This window comes from Oceanobacillus neutriphilus (genome assembly GCF_014645515.1).
Taxonomy (GTDB): domain Bacteria; phylum Bacillota; class Bacilli; order Bacillales; family Amphibacillaceae; genus Oceanobacillus; species Oceanobacillus neutriphilus.
The window spans coordinates 362,456-384,206 of sequence record NZ_BMLW01000001.1 but is presented as its reverse complement, the minus strand read 5'-3'; the positions used below and the strand labels follow the sequence as shown (position 1 = coordinate 384,206).

The window sequence follows — 21,751 nt, the reverse complement described above, 5'->3', positions numbered from 1 at the left end:
TAAAGAGAGGTGATAATTTGTATTTTAACAGACGGGAATTATTAATATTAAATGAATTATTATCGTTAAAATATAAAACAGCTGCACAATTGGCTTTAACTGCAGATGCTTCTGTCCGTACAATAAAAAGTGATATAAAAAATTTAAGGAATAAGTTGGATAAAGAAGGAATTAAGATTGATTCTACTGAGAATAAAGGATATAAATTATATTTTGAAACAGCAGAGGTAAAGACAAATCTATATAAATATCTATCTCATATCAATATAAATAGACTGCATTTAAATAAAAGGAATAATTATGAACGTATTTTTTATATTATCCGGAGACTCCTGGTAAATGTCGGTTATATTAAATTAGATGATTTAGCAGAAGAAATGTTTGTAAGCAGATCAACATTAAATGTAGACATGCCGGAAGTGAAGAGAATTTTAAATTCTTATCAATTGTCTCTTATATCAAAAGCAAATTATGGAATAACGATTAAGGGATATGAGTTAAATAAGCGGACATGTATAGAAGAGTATTTTTTTCAAAATAACTTCAGCGCAGAGAATCATAATGACCCGGATATTCGTTTTGAAAATTATAATCGTGCATTTATTCCGGAGATAGAGAGTGTGTTAAAAGAAGTATGCGATAGCTTTAACGTTATCCTATCAGACTTTTCCTTACAGAACATAGCTGTTTACGTATTAATATCTATTATACGTAATAAGCAAAATCATCCTATTGATTTACATGCTGACAATACGAAGGAATTAAACCAGGATAATTCCCATGTAGGCAAGGCAAGTCAACAGTTTTTGGAAATACTGAACTCAAAATTTAATGCAGAACTAAGTGATAATGAAATGCTGTATATCAGCATGCATATAGAGACAAAGCAAATTTTGCAAAGTAAAAATATGATAAAAGAAGCGAATTGGCCAAAAATTGATCAGGCATTAGAGGCAGTTTATTTTGAGATAAAGAATAATTTTGATATCGATCTTTCCAATGATTTTATTCTAAAAAAATATTTAGCTTTGCATGTTTATCAGATGCTGAGAAGAGTAAGAAGCGGTATGGTTTTACGAAATCCCATTGTACATGAAAATTTACAAAAATATATTTTTGCTGCAAAGGTTACGATATCTGCAGTCAAAGTAATGGAGGATTATTTTAATATAAAAATAAACCTTAATGAATTTGGTTATTTAATGCTTTATTTTAATGTTGCTCTTCGTAATTTAAACAAAAAAAGTAAAATTTCAATCTGTATGGTCAGCGGAAGAGGCCGGGCAGAAACAATAATGTATTTAGAGGAGCTGCGGGATAAGTTCCCACAGGATAAGTATGTGATCACAAATTGTGATTCTGTAGAAGATATTATAGGGCGGCTAGGGGATTATGATATTTTTATATCTTCCTATGAAATGGATATACCTGAAGCAATTCCTCAGGTTGCAATAGAAAAAGGAGATTATATCAAACAGATCCAGCAAATTGCTAATAATATTGATTTTTACAGAGGAGACTTCAGCGATTATTTTAACAGATATTTTCAAGAGGCTTTTTCAAATTTTCATTTAGAAGGAAGCGACAAAGAAAGTATCCTTCAAAATATTCTGCAGGATTTAAAAGAACAGGATATTGTTGAATCACATTCTGAGTTAGAGGCTCCTTTTGTCGCACATGAGATAGGGAATAATATCGTTCATTTACAAGACTTGCATAAAGTTTGCAGGAAGCCTGTCTGTTATATTGCTGTCCTTAATGATCCAATTGTCTGGGACAATGATGTTGTTAGAGTTTTATTTTTAATAAAAACGAAAAGAGACGGAGACCATCACCTAAATATCTTGTGTGAGATGTTTTCGAAATGGGCTCAGAATAAAGAGAATATACAAAGATTAGTAAAAAGAAAGAATTACAAGGTATTTTTAGACGATATATTAACCATGGAAAGTAGCGGATATTAAAATGAAGCAGGTTTTTAAGGAGTTATCAGGAATCTTTATTGGTAGCCTTCTCTTTGTTATTGGTGTTAATTTTTACATTATGCCTAATATGCTTTCTGAAGGCGGAGTAATAGGAATCAGTGTTATTACACATTATCTGTTTAATTGGCCGTTAGGTATTACAAATCTGATATTTAATCTGATTCTGATTTTGGCAGGATTTAAATTATTTAAGAAAAAAACAATGTATTATACCTTGTTTTCTGTATTTTCATCATCGTTACTTTTATATTTGACAGAGAATACAAGACCGTTAACGGAGGATGTTTTGCTTTCCGCTGTATTTGCAGGATTATTTGTAGGGGGCGGATTAGGACTGATATTTCGATTTGGAGGAACAAATGGCGGAACTACCGTATTAGCAAGAGGATTGAATCAGTATTTGGGATTATCTGTCGGAAATGCAATGCTGCTGATAGATATTATTATTGTACTCAGCTCTGTATTTATTATTGGAGTTGATAAAGGAATGTATACAGTTATTTCCGTATATATTGGTGCTAAGTTAATTGATTACTTTGTAGATAGAATGGATGAAAGAGCAGCGATATTTATCATGTCCAATCATGCTGATGAAATAGCAAATGATGTATTATACAAGATGGCTCATGGAATCACAATTTTAGATGGGCATGGCGGATATTCCAAAAATGAAAAGAAAATACTATATTTGGTATGCAGAAAAAAAGATATTTTGAAGACGAAAGAATTAATCAAAAAAATTGATGTGAATGCTTATGTAACTGTTCATCAGGTTCAGGAGGTTATAAGGAAAGGGTATAAAGCATCTATGACTGTACAATAATACAGCTGCTGAAAATAGTAATTGTATGTTATGTCTCAGCAGATTTCTGCATTTAAATTTACTATTCACAATAAAAAGGTATTTACTTTCTTTCAAAAAAACAGTATAGTATAGACAACTGGTAATAACCAGTTGTAAGAAAGGATGCTGGAATACGTGGATAAGTCAAATAAAATCCCTTTATACCTGCAATTAATTGAAGAAATAAAGGAGAAAATTGAAAACCAAACCTATCGTGAGCACGAAAAGCTCCCTTCTGAGCGGGAATTATGTGACCGTTATGAGCTGAGCAGAATTACTGTGAGGCAGGCTCTCCAGGCATTGGAGCAGGAAGGTTATATTTATAAGCTCCATGGCAAAGGAACCTTCGTATCACAAATGGCCTTCAAACAAGATTTGAAACAGCTTTACAGTTTTACCGATGAAATGAGAAAAAAGAATAAAAACCCAAAATCGAATGTTTTAGAGTTCCAGCAGAAATCAGCTGATGAGAAATTGATGACAGCGATGAGGCTGGAAGAAGGAGAAGCGGTATATGAGGTTATCCGTCTGCGATTGGCAGATGAAGAACCACTTATCTATGAGACATCCTATATCCCGCAAAAATTTTTTCCCGGTTTAACGAAGCAGTGCTTAATTGAAAAACCGATGTATGAAGTGTTTGAAGAGGATTATCAGCGAAAAGTTACACGTGTGGAGGAAGACTTTTCAGCGACTTCTGCCGGAGAGCTGGAGGCGGGCTATTTGGAACTCGCAGAAAATCAGCCGGTAATGCTGATTAGACGTTTTGCTTATCACAAGGAACAGCTGATTGAATATACAATTAGCGTTGCCAGAGGAGATAAGTTTAATTACAGGGTTGAATTAACGTAGATAAAACGCGGATAAAATTGTTCGCGTTTTTTATAAAAAATATCTGGTTATGACAACATAACCAGGTAAGGAGGAGGAATTAGATATGTTTCATTTAACAGAACAGGAATTAAAGGATGGGTATGGAGGATATACAGCGAAGGAGATCAACCAGCAGCCCAAGGTGTGGTTAGAGGCTTTTACAAACTTTGAGGAGAATCGCACGCAGTATCAAGGTTTTATCCAATCCATTTTAAAAAAGCATACGCAGGTTAAAGTACTTTTAGCAGGGGCGGGAACCTCGGCTTTTGCAGGAGATGTTATGGCACATGTACTGCAGCGCCAATATCAAGGTACTGCTCAATTTGAAGCAGCAGCAACGACGGATATTGTATCGAACCCCGAAAACTATTTGTTTAAAGAAGTTCCGACAATACTTGTGTCTTTTGCACGATCAGGAAACAGTCCGGAAAGTGTAGCTGCTGTTGAACTGGGCGGACAAATTGTGAAAGATTTTTATCAGGTTGTTATTACATGTAATAAAGACGGTGAACTGGCGAAGCGGACAGAGAATGATGCAAATAGCCTAAGTATCTTAACTCCTGATGATGCACATGATCAAGGGTTTGCAATGACCAGCAGCTATACGAGTATGATGCTTTTATGCTATGAGCTGTTTTCGCTTACTCCAGTATCAAAGCAGCAGCTTGAGCTGTTAGCAAAGTGTGCAGAAAACATTTTGGGTACAGTCACTCCGGCTGTCGAAGAAATTTTAGAAATTCCTATGGACCGGATTGTTTATTTAGGTTCCGGGCTGCTTCAGCATGTGGCGCATGAAGCTTCTCTGAAAATGCTGGAGCTTACCGGCGGACAGGTAGCTGCCGTCTATGAATCTTCCCTTGGATTCCGTCATGGACCAAAATCTATCTTAAATGATCAATCTGCAGCTGTCGTATTTCTTTCCGAGAATCCATACACAAGAGAGTATGATTTGGATATTGTGAAAGAACTTGCGGCAGAGGATTCACAGCTGAAGCTGATTGTTATTGGAGAACGTTATGATAAGACAGTAGAAGAGCTGGCGGACTGGTCATTATTTGTTAACCATACCGAATCGGTTATTCAAAATGATTTTTATAATAGTCTGCTATATATTATTTTTCCGCAAGTGCTGGCTTTAAAGAAATCTGCTCAATTAGGGATTACGCCAGATAATCCAAGTCCAAGTGGAAGTGTCAATCGGGTAGTTCAAGGGGTTACGATTTATGATTATTCCGGAGAGGAAGAAAAATAAGAGGAGGTGCTGTAATGGGAGAGATTCAGAATACAAAAGAGATGCTCATCAAAGCAAGAGAAGAAGACTATGCCGTTCCAGCGTTTAATATTCATAATTTAGAAACAGTCCAAACAGTGGTTCAGACTGCAGCGGAGGAACAGTCTCCTGTTATTTTGGCAGCAACACCAGGAACAATGAATTATGCCGGACGTGCTTATATTCAGGCAATTGCAGAAGTTGCAGCTAAAGAAAACGATATTCCGATAGCACTTCACTTAGATCATCATGAAACATTTGATTCTATTCAAGTATCTTTAGAGCTTGGGACCAAATCTGTGATGATTGACGGCTCGCATCATTCTTTTGAGGAAAACATTGCTATTTCCAAGAAAGTAGCGGAGGCAGCTCATGCTTATGGAGCAACGGTAGAAGCAGAGCTTGGAAAGCTTGTCGGTCAGGAGGATGATTTGGTTGTGGAGGCAAGTGAAGCAGCTTATACTGATCCGGCGACAGTTGTTGAGTTTGTAGAAAGGACTGGCGTAGATTCACTTGCTGTTGCTATTGGAACAGGTCATGGTTTATATGAAACAGAGCCCAATTTAGATTTTGAGCGGCTGAGAAAGATTAAAAAATTAATTGATATTCCTATTGTACTGCATGGAGCTTCTGGTATTTCAAAAGAGGACGTACAAAAATGTATTGCTTTAGGATGTGCAAAGGTTAATATTTCTACAGAATTAAAAATCCCCTTTTCTCATGGATTGAGGGAGCATTTAATAAAATATCCAAATGAAACGGATCCAAGAAAGTATCTGGAGCCTGCTAAAAAAGCAATGAAAGCTGCTGTCCAGGAAAAAATCGCTATTTGCATGAGTGCGGGTAAAGCTTAAGATGAGATTGTGCACGAAAGGGGAAGAATGACAGTGATTCTTACAGTTACACTAAATCCTTCTGTTGATATACAGTATCGGGTAAATCGTTTTCAGGAAAATCATGTTCATCGTGCAGCAGCTGTATCCAAGACAGCTGGGGGCAAAGGCCTGAACGTTACAAGGATTCTTCATCAATTGGGGGAAGAAGTGACTGCTTGCGGATTTACAGGAGGACATCTTGGCAGCTTTATTGAAGAGGAATTAAATTCTCATGGAATTATGCATAACTTTACACCAATTGCAGGAGAAACTCGAAATTGTATTGCTATTATTCATGATGGGAAACAGACAGAAATTCTGGAAAGTGGTCCAATAATTGCCGAAAAGGAAATAAAAACATTTCTGACCACTTTTCAAGAAATGGCAGAGAAAGTAGAAGTAGTCACTATTTCCGGCAGTTTACCCGAAGGTGTCCCGGAACATTTTTATCAGCTGCTGATCGATATTGCAATAAAAGCAAATAAACGTGTATTGCTGGATACAAAAAGCTCTCTTATCCAGAATACGTTGGAAAATCAACATATTCCATTTTTGATTAAACCAAATCAGGAAGAATTTGAAGAGCTTGCGGGAGTAAAATGTTCGCAAAAGGAAGATGTCTTAGAATCATTAAGAAAGCCGATATTTAATGTGTTATCCTGGGTTATTATTACACTTGGGAAAAATGGAGCCATCGCAAAGCATGGTGATAAAATTTATCAAGTTATATGTCCGTCAGTAGAAGCAGTAAATCCAGTCGGGTCTGGGGATGCAGTGATCGCGGGCTTGGCCGCAGGCTGCCGGCGGGGATTGGAAGGGGAAGATTTTATCCGGTTTGGAATTGTGATGGGCGTTTTGAACGCATTAGAAGAACAGACAGGAAGAATTAGCTTAAATCAGCTGGAGTATTATTTAAAACAGATTGAAGTTAAGAAAATTTCATGATTGATAGTAAAAGGCGTATCCCAGGATACGTCTTTTTTACTTGAATAGACTGAGGATAACTCCTTATTCTTAGTAAACTGATGGTATAAGGGGTTTTATTTATCAATTTTAAATTTTAAAAATATTATAGACGAATAAAAAACAGTATGTTAATATAAGAAAAACATTAGTAAATAATTTATTAAAAAATAAGTAAATATTTACTTAAGGTGGTGATAAATTGGAATATGTGGTTGGTGTAGATATTGGAGGAACAAAAATTGCATCAATTGTTGCAGATTCTGTTGGAAATATTGTTCATCGTTATGAACTTCCGAGTATAAAGGAAAATCCGGAGGAAATGTTTCAACAAGTAGTCAGATGCATTCATCAATTAATTCTTTCAGCAGATATTTCTATGCAGGAAGTAACTTCAATGGGGGTCGGTGTTCCAGGGAAAGTAGATCGCGAGAAGGGATTAGCTGTTTTCCAAAACAATTTACCGTGGAGGAATTTCCCTATTGTCGAGAGATTGAAAGAGCAATTTACGTCAATAAAAAATATTACGATAGATAATGATGTGTATATGGCTGCTTATGCAGAATGGAAGGCAGCGGACTTACCAGAGAATGCTACATTTGTATATGTGACAGTGAGTACTGGTATTTCCTGTTCGATTATACATAATGGGAAATTTCTTAGGGGAAATGGGTTTGCAGGGGAGCTTGGTCTTCTTCCAATGCCGGGAATTGACCAGTCTCAAACAAGTACAACGTTAGAAAATATCGCTTCAGGTCCCGGGGTTTTACAGCTAGCAAGAGACATCTATAACGATCCAGATTTGGAAATAGAAACATTGTTTTTTAAGTATCAAAAAAATGAAAAACAAGCAGTAAAGATAATTAACCAGATGCTTGAATCGTTGGCTGGAGGACTTTACACTATTGCTTGCCTGATTAACCCGCATCAAATAGTTTGTGGGGGCGGTGTCATTAATCATCAGCTATATCTAGTTAATTTACTAAATAAATTAGTTGATAATTTTATGATTTTAGAACAAGGAAAAGCAAATAGTCTAATTAAAGTCAGTAAATTAGGAGAAAATGCCGGAGTGATAGGGGCGAGTAGAAATGCTTTCGAAAATGTAAGCGTTTTAAAATGAGGTAATTAAAAATTATATAAGGGGGGTGAAAGAAGTTATATTGCAGTCTTGAGCATTTCGGTTATCGCTTTTATTAAACTATTTACTTCTATTTAACTTAAGGGGAGGGTTTTCATTGAAACTAAAAAAGTTATTTATTGTGATGACGCTGTTAGTTCTTATATTAGCTGCTTGTAGTAATAAGAATTCAAGCAGTGATGCAGCCGAAGAGGAAGACTTAGATAATCTTACTGATTCTGGTTTGCCGATTGTAAAAGAACCGATTGAGTTAGATATTTTTGCAGGGAAGGCACCAGCAACCGCAGATGATTGGAATGATGTTCTAATTTGGAATGAGTATGAAGAAATGACGAATATTAACGTGAATTGGGACATGGTACCGCATGAGGGACTGAGTGAGAAACGAAATCTTGCTTTAGCGAGCGGAGATTTGCCTGATGCTTTCCATAGTGCATTAATTCCTGTTCCTGATATTTTCAAGTATGGACAGCAGGGGACTTTTATTCCTTTAAATGATCTTATTGAAGAGCATGCACCAAACTTTAAGAGCATATTAGAAGAGTACCCGGAAGTAGAAAAGGCGATTACGTTCCCGGACGGTAATATTTATTCTTTCCCATTAATTTCTGACCCGGAATTTTCTGCATTGCGTATTAGTGAGGGACCATGGATCCGTGAAGACTGGCTGGAGGCTTTAGACATGGATGTGCCGGAAACAACAGATGAATTTTATGAGTATTTAAAAGCAGTGAAGGAAGGCAATCCGAGCGGAGATGAAAGTATTGAGGAAATTCCATTCGGTGCACAAACCATCAGTGGTCTAGTAACCTATTTGAAGGGTTCCTTTGGAATTGGAAATAAAGGAAAAGATCATCGTTTTATTGATTTGGATTCCGATGGAGAATCAGTACGATTCTATCCAGCATCAGATAATTATAAAGAAATGCTTGAATATATTCATAAACTTTATGATGAAGGCTTAATTGAAGAGAATATTTTTTCTATCAGCCCGGAACAATTCTATGCAAATGCAGGTGAAGGAGTCTATGGAAGTACGTATAATCATAGTCCGGCAGAGCTATTTCCTGGAGAGCATAGGGATAGCTATACAGGTGGACTGACGTTGGAAGGTCCTCATGGAGATAAAGCATTTACTGGTATCGATTTCCCTTCCGGTACGACTGGGCTTGTCATTACCAGTCAAAATGAAAACCCGGCAGCAACTGCGCGCTGGATGGATTATTTCTACAGTGATGAAGGTGCCGAACTATTCTTTATGGGGATTGAAGGAGAGACTTTTGAAAAAACAGAAGACGGCGAGTATGAGTATGTAGAAGAAATACGTGATAATCCAGATGGATTAACATTAGACCAGGCAGTAGCGCAATACCTGACTTGGCCGGGTGGTCAATATCCTGGAGTTTTAAAGGAGGATTACTTTAAAGGTGCTGAAGGTACAGAATCATCCAAAGAGGCCGCTGAAAAACTGGAGCCTGATTTTATTGAAGAAGTATGGCCATCCTTCACGTATACAGAAGAGGAGAATAATACGATGACATCAGTGGGAGCAGATATTGAGAAGTATGTAACAGAAATGACAGATCAGTTTATTTCTGGTCAGACACCGCTCTCAGAATGGGATACCTATGTTAAGACTCTTGAAAACATGGGATTAGAACAATATATGGAAATTCAACAGGATGCTTATGAACGTTACTTGAGCAACTAAGAGATATCCTATTTGCTGCAGCAGACTAATTAAGAAGAAGAACTTTTTAGAGAGGGGATGCAAAATCATTCCCTCTTGTATTCTTACCATCAATAAACTTTAGAGTTTATTTGTTTGAAAGGGACTCGTTTCTCAATAAAAGTTTTACTTTGTTAATACGTAGTTATGGCTGTAAAAGGAGGGCTAGTATGGCAAAGAATCCTGCACGCGCAATAAGTTTAAATAGCAGATTAGATAAATTTAAGAAAAATGTTCTTTTGAACTGGCGATTATATGTTTTTCTTTTGCCAGCAATTCTTTATTTCACTATTTTTCATTATATTCCAATGTATGGAGTACAAATTGCATTTAAAGACTTTTATGCAACAGAAGGAATAACAGGCAGCCCCTGGGCTGGATTTGAACATTTCTCCCGTTTTTTCGATTCCTACTATTTTTGGAGGTTAATTAAAAATACCATTATTTTAAGCCTTTATCAGCTTATTTTATTTCCATTACCGATTATATTCGCGCTCATGTTAAATGAGCTGAAAAATGGTCCTTTTAAAAAATGGTCACAGACACTTACATATGCGCCGCATTTTATGTCTGTTGTTGTTATTGTAGGAATGCTTGTTGCTTTTTTAGACCCGATCACCGGGATTATAAACCATGTGATTACTTCTTTTGGAGGATCATCCATTTCATTCCTTACAAGCCCGGAATGGTTCCGCCATATTTTTGTATGGTCAGGTCAATGGCAAACGCTGGGGTGGGGGACTATCATTTATCTGGCAGCACTATCCGGTGTTAATCCAGAGCTCCATGAAGCTGCTAAAATAGATGGGGCCACAAGGATACAGCGAATTCTTCATATTAATATCCCGGCGATATTGCCGACTATTGTGGTTCTATTTATCTTAAATATCGGAAGCTTTATGGCAATTGGATTTGAGAAAGTACTCTTAATGCAAAATAACCTAAATGCGGAAACGTCAGATATTATTCAAACATTTGTATATCAAACCGGTTTGTTAGAAGGACAATATAGTTTTGCTGCAGCAATTGGTCTGTTCGATTCCGTAATTAATTTAACATTACTGGTGATCGTCAATCAAGTTGCACGGAAAACCAGTGAGAACAGTCTGTGGTAAGGAGGAATTGATATGCGAAAGTTTCAGTTGTCCGATAAGGGCTTTGATGTTCTCAATACGATATTCGTTACAATTATTGTATTGCTGATTGTATACCCGCTAATCTTTGTATTAAGTGCTTCCATTAGCAGTCCATCTGCTGTTAATACAGGGAAAATGTGGCTATGGCCGGTAGATATTTCATTCAGTGGATTTAAAACGGTTTTTCAAAATGAAGCGATCTGGTCAGGTTATCGAAATACGATTATCTACACAGTCGTCGGAACCATTCTTCATTTAGTAATATTACTGCCTTGTGCCTATGCTTTATCCAGGAAGGAAATTGTAGGGAAGCAGTTTATTATGTGGTTTATTTTGTTCACTATGTTATTTAACGGCGGGTTGATACCTACTTATTTAGTCATCCAATCATTAGGCATGATTGATACGATATGGGCAATCGTCGTTCCCAATGTTGTTGGTGCCTGGTCCATTCTCGTTGCCCGTGCTTTTTTTCAGCAGAGTATACCGGATCAGCTCGTGGAAGCATCGAAAATTGACGGGGCGACGGATTTTCAGATTTTCTTTAAAATTGTTTTGCCGCTGTCTCTGCCAATTATTGCTGTTATGGCATTATTCCATGCAGTTGGTTTATGGAATCAGTACTTTAACGCATTAATCTATTTATCAGATGAAACAAAATATCCTTTGCAGCTGATTTTAAGAGAAATATTAATTCTAAATGAAGGAATGATGTCTGGCGGGGCAGGTAGTGAAGGGGGATCAGTGAACTCATTTGCGGAACAAATTGAGACAGCCTCTCTCATTAAATATGCAGTTATTATTGTATCTTCTTTACCGTTGCTAATCGTGTATCCATTTGTTCAGCGGTTCTTTGTCAAAGGTGTATTGATTGGATCTGTAAAAGAATAAGAAACTACGTTTTCAGCTTTAAACATATTCCATATATGAAATTTAAGATTTTTACAACAGGAGGGGAGAAAATGACAGGATTTATTGCTGGGTATTATAATTTTTGCCTGTGGATTACAAGATTTCTATATGTTCACTTTCTATGGATTGGTTTTACAATCCTTGGTCTGGGTGTGCTGGGAGTAATGCCTGCAACAGCTGCCATGTTTGCTGTTGTCAGGAAATGGGTTCAAGGCGATGCTGATAGACCGATATTTCCTTTGTTTTGGAAAACATATAAGCAGGAATTTCTAAGAAGTAATATACTTGGAGGTATACTCTTTTTCATCGGTTATGCTTTGTTTATCCAGTATCAAATATTGCGTTCACAGGAAGAAGCAGTGTATTATGTGGCAAGTTTTGCTATCCTTGCTTTAGCTGTCTTGTTTATTGTGATTCTCCTGTATTTCTTTCCTGTCTTCTCACATTTTAAGCTATCAAATATACAGTATCTTTTATGGCCGTTTATGATTGGATTTTTACATCCTGTCCTGACGATCGTTTTGTTTACAGCTGTTGCAGGAATCTATTATCTTGTTTTTATCAGTATGCCTGGATTGCTATTTTTAATGGGAGGAAGTGTGGCCGCCTTTATCTTAACGTGGGGAGGACAAATAACATTTGCAAGATTTGAGCGCAGAGAAGAATAAATTTTCGAGGAGGAATAAATATGCAACCTAAAAAAGCTGTATTAATTGGTGCGGGAGATCGTGGAGCCAGAGCGTATGCTCCTTATGCTTTAAATTATCCTAATGAACTTCAAATTGTGGCAGTAGCAGATCCGAATGATGAACGGAGAAATCGGGTGAAGATAGAGTACGAGCTGGAGGAAAATGCGTGCTACACCTCTTGGGAAGACCTTTTGAAGGGGGATAAAAAAGCAGATATTGCAATAATTTGTACCTTAGACCGTTATCATTATGAGCCGACTATAAAAGCATTGGAAACAGGATACCACGTTCTTTTGGAAAAACCGATGTCGCCTGATCCAAAGGAATGTATCGAGATGGAGGCGACAGCAGCTAAGTATAATCGCCAGCTGACCATCTGCCATGTACTGCGTTATACAGAATTCTGGTCAACTATTAAGCAGGTTATTGCGCGGGGGGATATAGGGCAGGTTGCCTCTATCCAATTGAATGAAAATGTGGAAATTATGCATATGTCGCATAGCTTTGTCCGGGGGAATTGGAGTAATAAAGAGAAGTCGAGCCCGATGATATTACAGAAATCCTGTCATGATATGGATATTATTAATTTTGTTATGGGGAAAAAATGTGAAAGAATCAGCTCTTATGGCTCGTTAATGCATTTTCGTAAAGAAAATAAACCAGAGGGAGCTCCTAAGCGCTGTTTAGAAGGATGTCCAGTTGAATTGGAATGCCCTTTTCATGCAGGACGCTATTATTTAGGCGAGGGAAGAGGCTGGGCCAAAAAGTTCACAGAGGATCATACCAACGAAGGGATTATTAAAGCGCTGAATGAAACAGATTATGGAAAGTGTGTTTATCAATCGGATAATAATGTGGTAGATCATCAGGTTGTGAATATGGAATTTGAAGACGGAGCTACAGCAACCTTCAGTATGTCAGGATTCACTAGAGAGCAGACACGTATGGTGCAGATTATGGGTACAAAAGGTGAGATTCGGGGTAATATGGCTGAAAACAGTATTTCTGTTTACGATTTTTCAAGCAAACAGGAATCTATTATTAATTTTAGCAGGCCAGTTGGCGGTCATGGCGGCGGAGATAATAATATTGTCCGTACGTTCCTGCATGATATTGATCATTATGGAGAACAGGAAAGCATCTCTTCTGCTGCTACTTCATTAAGAAGTCATCTCATGGCATTTGCTGCTGAGGAATCAAGACTTAATCGCGGACAGTCTATTCATATTGATGATTTTTATTCTGCGTATGCGACTGGAGCAATAAAGTAAATCATAAAAAATATTGGTTCTACATTAAGAGATTGCCGTTAACCCTTTCGAAAACCCATAATTATCATGATTTTTAGATATAAAAGTGGTACGATTAATACGAATGACAGAGGGGATAAAGAAGGTGTTTACATGGCAACGATTAAAGATATTGCGAAATTGGCTGGTGTTTCAGCCGCAACAGTTTCACGTGTATTAAATTATGACGCATCCTTATCCGTGACAGATCAGACAAAAAAACGGATATTTGAAGCGGCGGAAGAGCTCTCTTACCAGAAGAAATCAGCTCATAAATTTGGCGGTCATAAGATAGCAATTGTGCATTGGTATACCGAACAGGAAGAACTAAACGATTTATATTATTTATCAATCCGTCTGGGAATTGAACAGCGCTGTAAAGAATTAAATATGAATGCGGATGTGTATTTCTTTGATAATATCAATGAAATATCTTCTAAAGATGTTGATGGAATAATTGCTGTTGGGAAATTTAGTTATTCTCAAGTGAAGGAGCTTGCTAAGGTTAATCAGCATGTTGTCTTTGTTGATTACAGTCCGGATCAGGATCATTTCGATGCGGTGATTGTTGATTTTGAGAGGGCAACCTATAAAGTTATCGATTACTTTCTGGAAACAGGTCATCAGGAAATCGGCTTTATTGGCGGCAGAGAAATTGCTAAAGGAGAAAAAGAGGTTATTCCTGATTTGAGAGAGCGGACATTCTGCTCTTATATGAAAGAGTTAGGCTTGTTTCGGTCGGATTATGTGTATGTGGATATTTTCTCTGTTGACAATGGTTATAAGCTTATGAAAAAAGCTATTGAGGAGCTGGGGGAACGGCTGCCGTCAGCCTTCTTTATCAGCAGTGATGTTATGGCGATTGGAAGTTTAAGGGCTTTACATGAAGCAAATATTTCAGTACCGGAAAGAGTAAGCATTATTGGAATCAACGATATGTCTATTTCAAAGTATGTTTACCCTTCGCTATCTACAGTGAAGGTATTCACAGAAGAAATGGGAGAAGCAGCAGTAGATACATTGTTAGAGCGCTTAGATGGAAGAACTATCGCAAAAAAAATATTATTGGCTACAGAGTTAATTTTGAGGGATAGTGTGAGATAAGAAAGTCTCTACAATGGAAAGTTTAAGAATAAGTCAGATATAAGGGAAGTGAAAGTTTGTCAATATGGGCGTTATCTCTTGTTATGACTGCAGCAATCCTGCATGCAATATGGAATTTTCTCGCTAAAAAGTCATTAGGAGGTACTTCGTTTGTATGGCTATATACATTCACAAGTACAGTAATTTATAGTCCGATTGTTTTAGGGGTTATTTTGTGGACGGATGTAAGCATTGGATGGGTAGAGGTCGGATTAATAGTAGCAAGTGCTTTACTGCATTTGCTATATGCTGTAACGCTGCAAAAAGGATACCGGATTGGTGATTTCTCGCTTATTTATCCTATCGCTAGGGGGATCGGGCCAATGCTGATTGCCTTCGCAGCATTTCTCTTACTGAAGGAAGAGTTGAGTGCATTAGGTAAATCAGGGATTTTTCTGATTATCTGCAGTGTATTTATTTTTACGGGCGGTTTTCGGATTTTAAGAGAAAGAACGGTGCTTCCTTCCGTTCTTTACGGCCTATTAATAGGTTGTATGATTGCCAGCTATTCACTCTTAGATAAGTATATTGTCAGTGTTTCGATAATTCACCCGATTTTGCTTAACTATGGAACCAATCTGGGAGTAAGCCTTATGTTATTTCCGTTTGCAAAGAAGCATTGGCAGGATGTCCGTCTGGATTGGAGCAGCCGAAAATTGGAAACAATCGGGATTGGTCTATTTAATCCGCTGGCGTATATCCTCGTCTTGATTGCAATGGTTCATGCTCCTGTAAGTTATGTAGCACCTGTAAGAGAACTGAGTATTTTAATCGGAGCAATCTTAGGAGTTGTCTTTTTGAAGGAGAGCTTTGGAAGACAACGGATTATTGCTGCTCTTGTTATGGTTATTGGTGTCATTATGGTAGCTGTATCTTAACTTTGAGGAGGTATAAAGGATGAAGGTGCATTTTTTAGGAACGGCGGCCGCAGAAGGTTTTCCAAATGTATTTTGCCGATGTCAGGCTTGTCAGGATTCCAGGAAAGCAAAGGGAAGAAATATCCGTACCCGGAGCTCGGTGATTATTGATGATGCATGGAGAGTGGATTATCCGCCGGATGCTTATTATCAGGCACTTAGGGATGAGATTGACATGTCTAAAGTGAACCATCTTTTGCTGACGCATACACATTATGATCATCTTTGTGCAGGGGACCTGCTATCTCGCATTGAAGGCTTTGCTCATGGTGTAGAAGAACCTCTAAATATTTACGGGAATGACTTAGCCCTGCATCAATGTAAAGTTGGCTTGTCAGAGGAAAACAGTATTCAAAAGCAATTTATTATGAAAAGATTAATTCCTTTTGAAGCTTTTTGGATTGGACAGGCAAAAGTTACTCCGCTTTTGGCAGACCATGATCCGCGGGAAACCTGCTTATTATTTTTTATAGAAAAAGATGGTAAGCATTTACTCTATGGAAATGATTCCGGCTGGTTTCCTGAAAAAACATGGGATTGGCTGAAGGGTAAGAGAATTGATATGGCGATATTAGATTGTACAGTTGGTCAGAACGGCAATGCTAAAAGCCGTAATCATATGAGTGTGGAAACTGTTATAGAGGTGCAGAAGAAGTTTCATGCATGGAATAAAGACAATGCAAAGACACAGATTATCGCAACGCATTTTTCTCATAACTGCGGTTTACTGTATACGGATTTAATAGAGATATTTGATCCTTATGGGATTGAGGTTGCTTATGATGGGTTGATTAAGTACATATAATTAAATCCGCCGGTTCTGCCGGCGGATACTTGTTATTCTTCAGCCTTAAAAAAGAAATAGGTCAGACCGGAACTGACTGCAATTGCAACGAGGTGAATAATAAAATAGTCGACAATTGCTGAACTGCTATACATATAAGTCACAATACCCGGTAAAGCTGCAACCCCCATGCCTGTTCCTGCTGCATGAAGCATGCCGGCAACGAGTCCAGAAGCAGCACCTCCGCAAAGAGCAAACAGGAAGGGTGTTCCAAATTTAAGATTTACGCCAAAGATTGCTGGCTCCGTGATTCCCAGGAACGCTGGAAGCGAAGAAGACATGTATAAACCACGTTTCTTTTTATTTTTAGTTTTGATACCTACTGTTAAAGCAGCTGCTGCCTGGGCCATTATCCCTCCAGTTATCATGGCGTTGAATGGGTTAAAGCCTGTAGTAGCTAACAGATTTGTTTCTAATGCCAAGAAGATATGATGGACACCTGTTACCACGATTGCTTGTTGAGTACCGCCTATGATAAGGCCGCCAATTCCGAAAGGCAACTCAAGAAATATTTTGGCTGCATTAAGGACACCAGATTCTACAAAGTGAAGTAAAGGCCCTACAACAAATAATCCGAGTAATCCGGAAATAAGCAACGTGACAAATGGAGTAACAATTAAGTCTAATACATCTGATACTTTTGCCCTTAAAAACTTTTCTACTTTTGCGGCGATGATAGCGATGACAAGTGCTGGCAGGACAGAGCCCTGATAGCCGACAATGTTTAAATCAAATCCAAAAATTTCAAAAACAATCGGAGCTGCATCTCCATTAATGACATCATTTGGATTTGGAAGCTGAGGAGCAACAAGCATTAATCCAAGTACAATCCCAATGACAGGGGAGCCGCCAAAATTTTTAATTGCAGACCAGGCAATTAAAACTGGAAGAAAATTAAAAGCTGTTTTCATCAATATAGTTGCAATGGCCAGCATGTTTTCATCCATTGGCACTTCAAAAGCTTTTAAAAGATTAATAAGTCCACTGAATAAACCTGTGGCAACTAAAACGGGAATTACCGGTATAAATACATCACCAAGGATTCTCGAAAGTTTTTTTGGGAGTGACATATTTGCATATAAATCATCTCCTGAATTGTTATCGGAATCATTTATCGTATCTCCAGTTACAATATTATAAATCCGGTTTACAAAACCAGTACCTAAGATTATTTGATACTGTTGCCCGCTGAAAAATTGGCCTTTTACTCCGTCGATATTTTCTATAGCATCTTCATTTATTTTTGAATTATCTTCTAATGTAAGGCGAAGCCGGGTAGAACAGTGATTTACTGCTCTAATGTTTTCTTTTCCGCCAATGTTTTCTATTATCTGTTTTGCAACCGCTTTATCATTCATTTGTTTAACCTCCTGTTAACTATAAAATTTTCATTACGGTCAAGAGAGCCTGAATCCGTAACGATTCTTATCTGTAGACTTGGCGAAAATCATTGCTCTCAGTGCGGAATTTGACATTCGTGTTTCGTGAATGAAAAATAACGGCTTAAACTATGGTGAAATAAAGTTTTACATAGGTGGATAGACTTGCCGTTATATAATTTTCCAAGATTAAATAATAACGGCAGCCATCTATACCTGTTCATTTTAATTAATCACAAATTATTTCTTTTTCCATGGTTTAAAAATACATGATTCAACTTATATTATGGGCGAGCAGCGCTGCCATCTGGTAATCTGGCGAGTGTCCATTGCGGTAAATCATTGTGACAAGGATATTTTGCTGCTGCCTCTTCATCAATTTCGACACCGATTCCAGGCTTATCATTGAGATAGATATACCCGTTCTTAACAATTGGAGTCCCAGGGAATACTTCATACGTATTTTCTTTGATACTGCAGCTCCATTCCTGAATTCCTAAATTAGGAGATGAAATACCCAGATGAGCGTTAACAGCATGTCCTATTGGAGATAAGTCTCCAGGTCCGTGCCAAGCAGTTCTGACTCCGAATGTATCACAAAAAGCAATAATTTTTAGAACAGGCGTAATCCCTCCAGCCTGGCTGATGTGCAGTCTTAAATAATCAATATATCTTTTGGAAACAATGTCTATCCATTCATTTGGATTATTAAATAGTTCTCCCTGTGCCAATGGTGTTACGGTGTGTGAACGAATATGATCAAACCAATTTACCTGTTCTGGAGGAAGTACATCTTCTAAGAAAAATAAATGAAATGATTCCATTTCTTTTGCGAATTGCATGGCTTGATTTGGGGTGAGGCGTTCGTGAACATCATGACTAAAATCAAGTTCATCGCCAAACTTCACTCGTAATTTTTCAAAAGCTGTTAACATGGTTTTCATGTAGCTTTTAGGATCATAGTAAACTCCTGGGGTAGAAGAAACAGGTTTATGCATTATTGGATTTTCGCCGCCATATCCGCCAATTTGAACCCGGATGTTGTTCCATCCTGCTTCTTTTCTTTCCTCAACTAAATCTAACGCGTGATCGATGGATTTAGCATCTGCATGAATATATGCCGGCACCGCATCTCTGCATTTTCCTCCGAGTAATTGATATAAAGGCATATCTGCCAGTTTTCCTTTGATATCCCACAATGCCATATCAACACCTGAGATGGCATTATTTAATACAGGACCATTTCTCCAATAGCTGCTGACCATCGATGTTTGCCAAACATCCTCAATTCTTTGTGGGTCTTTACCGATTAAAAAGGGTTTTAAATATTTTTCAATTGCTGTAACAACTACTTGATGCCTCTGTGTAAAAGTTGCGCAACCTAAACCATAAAGCTCTGGCTCTGACGTTTCAACTTTTACAATAACCTGATTAATTCCTTCTGGAGCAGTTGTTATCGTTTTTATATTAGTTATAGTAAGTGACAACGATTTTCTCTCCTTTTATTTGCAAGCTGAATAAATCTTGCCTAAGTTTTGCTGACAGACTAAATTATAAATCTTTCAGTTTAAAAGTGAATATGTATGAAGGATTTAGGAAGGATTAACGCAGATAGACATTTTTCACAATTTATGAGATTTTTCACACAAGCTGAATCAACAGATAATGCTTGGAAGAATCAATGTTTTTAAGCAGGAGAGAGAATGGACTTACTGTACGGAACTGAGGGCCTCTGAATTTGATGCTGAATAACTGGAGCAGGTATTCAGCAAAATGAATTTTATACTAAAAGTTTTTAACTTTCTCATGTGCTCAAAAGAAGAGACAAAAAAAGCCTTTTCCGTCTTTACAGGCAGTCAAATCAATGACCCTAAGCTTAAAATAAGACGGAGAAGGCACTAATATAGTTAACAACGGCTGATCCTTTGAAAAGAATGAACTTAGCTTAATCAGTCCTTTTTAATCGATTCTTTGTAAAGGATATAATTTAGAAATAGAATATCCACAAGTATGAAATAGACATCTAAAATTTGATAATTTATTTCTGGTTTATGCTGCACTTCAGGGATATGAATATAAATACTTTCTGTACTGAGACGGGACAGTTCATTCTCTTCCAGACTGGTGATTGTAACGAAAGGAATTCCTTGCAGGACGAGTTGTCTGCTGAATGCTTTGGCATTATCAGATTCTCCCTTTAAGGAAATGATAAAAACCAGGTCTTCAGGTGTTAATGTATTAATAAACGGGGCAATTTCATCTACCCCTTCAATAACATAAAAGTGTTCGTTCCCAGTAAGAAAGATTCTTCTCATTTCTTGAGCTACAGATCTTTGGACTGCTCCTGTTCCGTATAGGAATACTTTCTTACTTTGGTAAATGAGTTTGCATACAGAAGTAAAATCATGTTTTTTGTATTCCTTAATGTCCTGGATCAAAGAATTACAAAAATTATCTATAATATCCTGTTTGATTGGGTTTTCTTTCAATTCCCATTTCAGGTAAATTTTCAATTCACTGTAGCCTTTTAAAGATATCCTTTGTGCAAACCTTAGAACAGTGGTCCTTGAAACGTTGCATTTAGCCGCTAACTCATCAATAGTCAAGTCACAACATTCTTTTTTATGATTGGATATATAATTCCATATGTGCAGATCGTTTGGTTTTAACTGATCGTAATTTTTATTTACAAGTTCAACTAATTTCATGACTTATTTTCGCCCCACATAATGAAAAAATACTGTGTGTAAAAAGTATTTTTTCAATAATTGTTAATTAAACATGATTAGTATAGCATAGACAATAGCGATTAAAAAGAACGAACAGTTGAGAGCATTTACTTTCCTATTAAATACAGCTTGTTCTACTTGTATTTATATAGAAATAATTAGATTTTTTCAGTTTGAAGTAACTTATGATAGACTGTTTATGTATACAAGTATATGATTTTTAAAGCTTTTAGATTGTGAAAGGATTTGGGGATAGAGACATTATTTCTATCAGCCTTTTGAAAAATAAAATAGATTCGTATATAAGTTAATACGCTATTACTCAATAAATATTTGATGCAGTGTGGCTGGAAGGAGTTTTTCCATGCAGAAGAAATACTATTTAAAAAAGATGAATCCGACCAATATAAACGTAAAGGTTCTCTATAATTATTTAAAACAGGACTTTGAACGGCAGGAGTTATTTCCTCAATTTGTGCTGAAGCGCAATTTCAAAAAGGAGAGGATGGAAGCTGTTTATCTGACGGATGGACAAGAGAAATATGGTTATGCCATTTATCAGGAATTGTCAGCATTCAAGGGGATTTTTATTTCGTATCTGGCTATTCTTCCTAAATATAGATCGAATGGACTCGGAGGGGAATTAATCAGTCAGCTGAATGATTTGTCTCCCAATGGCATGTTACTGGAAGTAGAGGACCCGGAAGCTGCGAAGGGGAAGAAGGATTATACTACAAGACTTCGCCGGATCAGCTTCTATGAACGGAATGGACTGCATATGAATTCAAATATGAAGGTGAATTCATTTTTTGTTCCATTAAGAATGATGGATAATTTGGATAAAACAGATGCTTATGATATTTCCTTTTATCAGAGACTGTATAATCGTATTTTGGGGCTTCCGCTAGGGCGTATTTTTATCAAGGAGAACAATTAATATTCAATAGATACTTTTCAATACGATCTCCAGCTTAGATTGACGATAAGCTAGACGAGATGTCAAGTAAAAGAGAATAATGATTCGCGTGTAGTT

General features: G+C 37.2%; 19 protein-coding genes. 16 read left to right on the top strand and 3 right to left on the bottom strand.

The annotated features are described in order from the left end of the window. The first annotated feature begins 17 nt into the window (after positions 1-17). The 15 genes from IEX29_RS01740 to IEX29_RS01670 all read left to right on the top strand — a co-directional run bounded on the left by IEX29_RS01740 (position 18) and on the right by IEX29_RS01670 (position 16,571). Positions 18-1,964 carry a BglG family transcription antiterminator gene (locus IEX29_RS01740; protein ID WP_188732822.1) on the top strand — a complete coding sequence of 649 codons (1,947 nt, stop codon included), beginning with the start codon at positions 18-20 and terminating at the stop codon, positions 1,962-1,964. A gap of 1 nt (position 1,965) precedes the next feature. Continuing rightward, entirely contained in the window at positions 1,966-2,808 is an 843-nt protein-coding gene (locus IEX29_RS01735; protein ID WP_188732821.1) for a YitT family protein, read from the top strand. Between the two features lie 156 nt (positions 2,809-2,964). Continuing rightward, complete coding sequence (locus IEX29_RS01730) at positions 2,965-3,681, top strand: GntR family transcriptional regulator (protein WP_229720045.1); 717 nt, start codon at positions 2,965-2,967, stop codon at positions 3,679-3,681. An 85-nt stretch (positions 3,682-3,766) separates the two neighbouring features. Further along, the gene (locus IEX29_RS01725; protein ID WP_188732819.1) at positions 3,767-4,954 is read left to right on the top strand and encodes an SIS domain-containing protein; all 1,188 of its coding nucleotides are present in this window, start codon (positions 3,767-3,769) and stop codon (positions 4,952-4,954) included. A gap of 14 nt (positions 4,955-4,968) precedes the next feature. Beyond that, entirely contained in the window at positions 4,969-5,826 is an 858-nt protein-coding gene (gene gatY / locus IEX29_RS01720) for a tagatose-bisphosphate aldolase subunit GatY (protein ID WP_188732818.1), read from the top strand. A gap of 27 nt (positions 5,827-5,853) precedes the next feature. Beyond that, positions 5,854-6,792 (top strand): 1-phosphofructokinase family hexose kinase, encoded by a 939-nt coding sequence (locus tag IEX29_RS01715; protein WP_229720044.1) that lies wholly within the window; start codon positions 5,854-5,856, stop codon positions 6,790-6,792. 229 nt (positions 6,793-7,021) lie between these two features. After that, positions 7,022-7,933, top strand: coding sequence for an ROK family protein (locus IEX29_RS01710; protein WP_229720067.1), 912 nt, complete (start codon positions 7,022-7,024; stop codon positions 7,931-7,933). 115 nt (positions 7,934-8,048) lie between these two features. Further along, on the top strand, positions 8,049-9,662 hold the full coding sequence (locus IEX29_RS01705) for an extracellular solute-binding protein (RefSeq protein WP_188732815.1): 1,614 nt from the start codon (positions 8,049-8,051) through the stop codon (positions 9,660-9,662). A gap of 188 nt (positions 9,663-9,850) precedes the next feature. Then, positions 9,851-10,795 carry an ABC transporter permease gene (locus IEX29_RS01700; RefSeq protein ID WP_188732814.1) on the top strand — a complete coding sequence of 315 codons (945 nt, stop codon included), beginning with the start codon at positions 9,851-9,853 and terminating at the stop codon, positions 10,793-10,795. A 12-nt stretch (positions 10,796-10,807) separates the two neighbouring features. Next, complete coding sequence (locus IEX29_RS01695; protein WP_188732813.1) at positions 10,808-11,707, top strand: carbohydrate ABC transporter permease; 900 nt, start codon at positions 10,808-10,810, stop codon at positions 11,705-11,707. A gap of 71 nt (positions 11,708-11,778) precedes the next feature. After that, complete coding sequence (locus IEX29_RS01690; protein ID WP_188732812.1) at positions 11,779-12,396, top strand: YesL family protein; 618 nt, start codon at positions 11,779-11,781, stop codon at positions 12,394-12,396. 20 nt (positions 12,397-12,416) lie between these two features. Beyond that, complete coding sequence (locus IEX29_RS01685; RefSeq protein WP_188732811.1) at positions 12,417-13,688, top strand: Gfo/Idh/MocA family protein; 1,272 nt, start codon at positions 12,417-12,419, stop codon at positions 13,686-13,688. Positions 13,689-13,820: 132 nt separating this feature from the next. Beyond that, entirely contained in the window at positions 13,821-14,810 is a 990-nt protein-coding gene (locus IEX29_RS01680; RefSeq protein WP_188732810.1) for a LacI family DNA-binding transcriptional regulator, read from the top strand. A gap of 83 nt (positions 14,811-14,893) precedes the next feature. Further along, positions 14,894-15,727 carry a DMT family transporter gene (locus IEX29_RS01675; RefSeq protein ID WP_188733048.1) on the top strand — a complete coding sequence of 278 codons (834 nt, stop codon included), beginning with the start codon at positions 14,894-14,896 and terminating at the stop codon, positions 15,725-15,727. A gap of 19 nt (positions 15,728-15,746) precedes the next feature. After that, positions 15,747-16,571, top strand: coding sequence for an MBL fold metallo-hydrolase (locus IEX29_RS01670; RefSeq protein WP_188732809.1), 825 nt, complete (start codon positions 15,747-15,749; stop codon positions 16,569-16,571). A 32-nt stretch (positions 16,572-16,603) separates the two neighbouring features. Here IEX29_RS01670 and IEX29_RS01665 read toward each other — a convergent pair whose 3' ends face one another. From IEX29_RS01665 to IEX29_RS01655, 3 genes are all read right to left on the bottom strand, one after another. Then, on the bottom strand, positions 16,604-17,968 hold the full coding sequence (locus IEX29_RS01665; RefSeq protein ID WP_188732808.1) for a PTS transporter subunit EIIC: 1,365 nt from the start codon (positions 17,966-17,968) through the stop codon (positions 16,604-16,606). A 305-nt stretch (positions 17,969-18,273) separates the two neighbouring features. Continuing rightward, positions 18,274-19,476 (bottom strand): enolase C-terminal domain-like protein, encoded by a 1,203-nt coding sequence (locus tag IEX29_RS01660; RefSeq protein WP_188732807.1) that lies wholly within the window; start codon positions 19,474-19,476, stop codon positions 18,274-18,276. Between the two features lie 462 nt (positions 19,477-19,938). Further along, entirely contained in the window at positions 19,939-20,697 is a 759-nt protein-coding gene (locus IEX29_RS01655; RefSeq protein WP_188732806.1) for a MurR/RpiR family transcriptional regulator, read from the bottom strand. Positions 20,698-21,082: 385 nt separating this feature from the next. On the opposite strand from IEX29_RS01655, the gene IEX29_RS01650 reads away from it, so the two are divergent. After that, complete coding sequence (locus IEX29_RS01650) at positions 21,083-21,655, top strand: GNAT family N-acetyltransferase (RefSeq protein WP_188732805.1); 573 nt, start codon at positions 21,083-21,085, stop codon at positions 21,653-21,655. Positions 21,656-21,751: the final 96 nt, after the last annotated feature.

Bases quoted from the DNA above. Each gene is read 5' to 3' on its own strand.
- IEX29_RS01655 (WP_188732806.1), bottom strand. From the start codon at position 20,697: ATGAAATTAGTTGAACTTGTAAATAAAAATTACGATCAGTTAAAACCA.
- gatY (WP_188732818.1), top strand. From the start codon at position 4,969: ATGGGAGAGATTCAGAATACAAAAGAGATGCTCATCAAAGCAAGAGAA.
- IEX29_RS01695 (WP_188732813.1), top strand. From the start codon at position 10,808: ATGCGAAAGTTTCAGTTGTCCGATAAGGGCTTTGATGTTCTCAATACG.
- IEX29_RS01700 (WP_188732814.1), top strand. From the start codon at position 9,851: ATGGCAAAGAATCCTGCACGCGCAATAAGTTTAAATAGCAGATTAGAT.
- IEX29_RS01670 (WP_188732809.1), top strand. From the start codon at position 15,747: ATGAAGGTGCATTTTTTAGGAACGGCGGCCGCAGAAGGTTTTCCAAAT.
- IEX29_RS01650 (WP_188732805.1), top strand. From the start codon at position 21,083: ATGCAGAAGAAATACTATTTAAAAAAGATGAATCCGACCAATATAAAC.
- IEX29_RS01675 (WP_188733048.1), top strand. From the start codon at position 14,894: ATGACTGCAGCAATCCTGCATGCAATATGGAATTTTCTCGCTAAAAAG.
- IEX29_RS01680 (WP_188732810.1), top strand. From the start codon at position 13,821: ATGGCAACGATTAAAGATATTGCGAAATTGGCTGGTGTTTCAGCCGCA.
- IEX29_RS01665 (WP_188732808.1), bottom strand. From the start codon at position 17,968: ATGAATGATAAAGCGGTTGCAAAACAGATAATAGAAAACATTGGCGGA.
- IEX29_RS01735 (WP_188732821.1), top strand. From the start codon at position 1,966: ATGAAGCAGGTTTTTAAGGAGTTATCAGGAATCTTTATTGGTAGCCTT.
- IEX29_RS01725 (WP_188732819.1), top strand. From the start codon at position 3,767: ATGTTTCATTTAACAGAACAGGAATTAAAGGATGGGTATGGAGGATAT.
- IEX29_RS01685 (WP_188732811.1), top strand. From the start codon at position 12,417: ATGCAACCTAAAAAAGCTGTATTAATTGGTGCGGGAGATCGTGGAGCC.
- IEX29_RS01690 (WP_188732812.1), top strand. From the start codon at position 11,779: ATGACAGGATTTATTGCTGGGTATTATAATTTTTGCCTGTGGATTACA.
- IEX29_RS01715 (WP_229720044.1), top strand. From the start codon at position 5,854: ATGACAGTGATTCTTACAGTTACACTAAATCCTTCTGTTGATATACAG.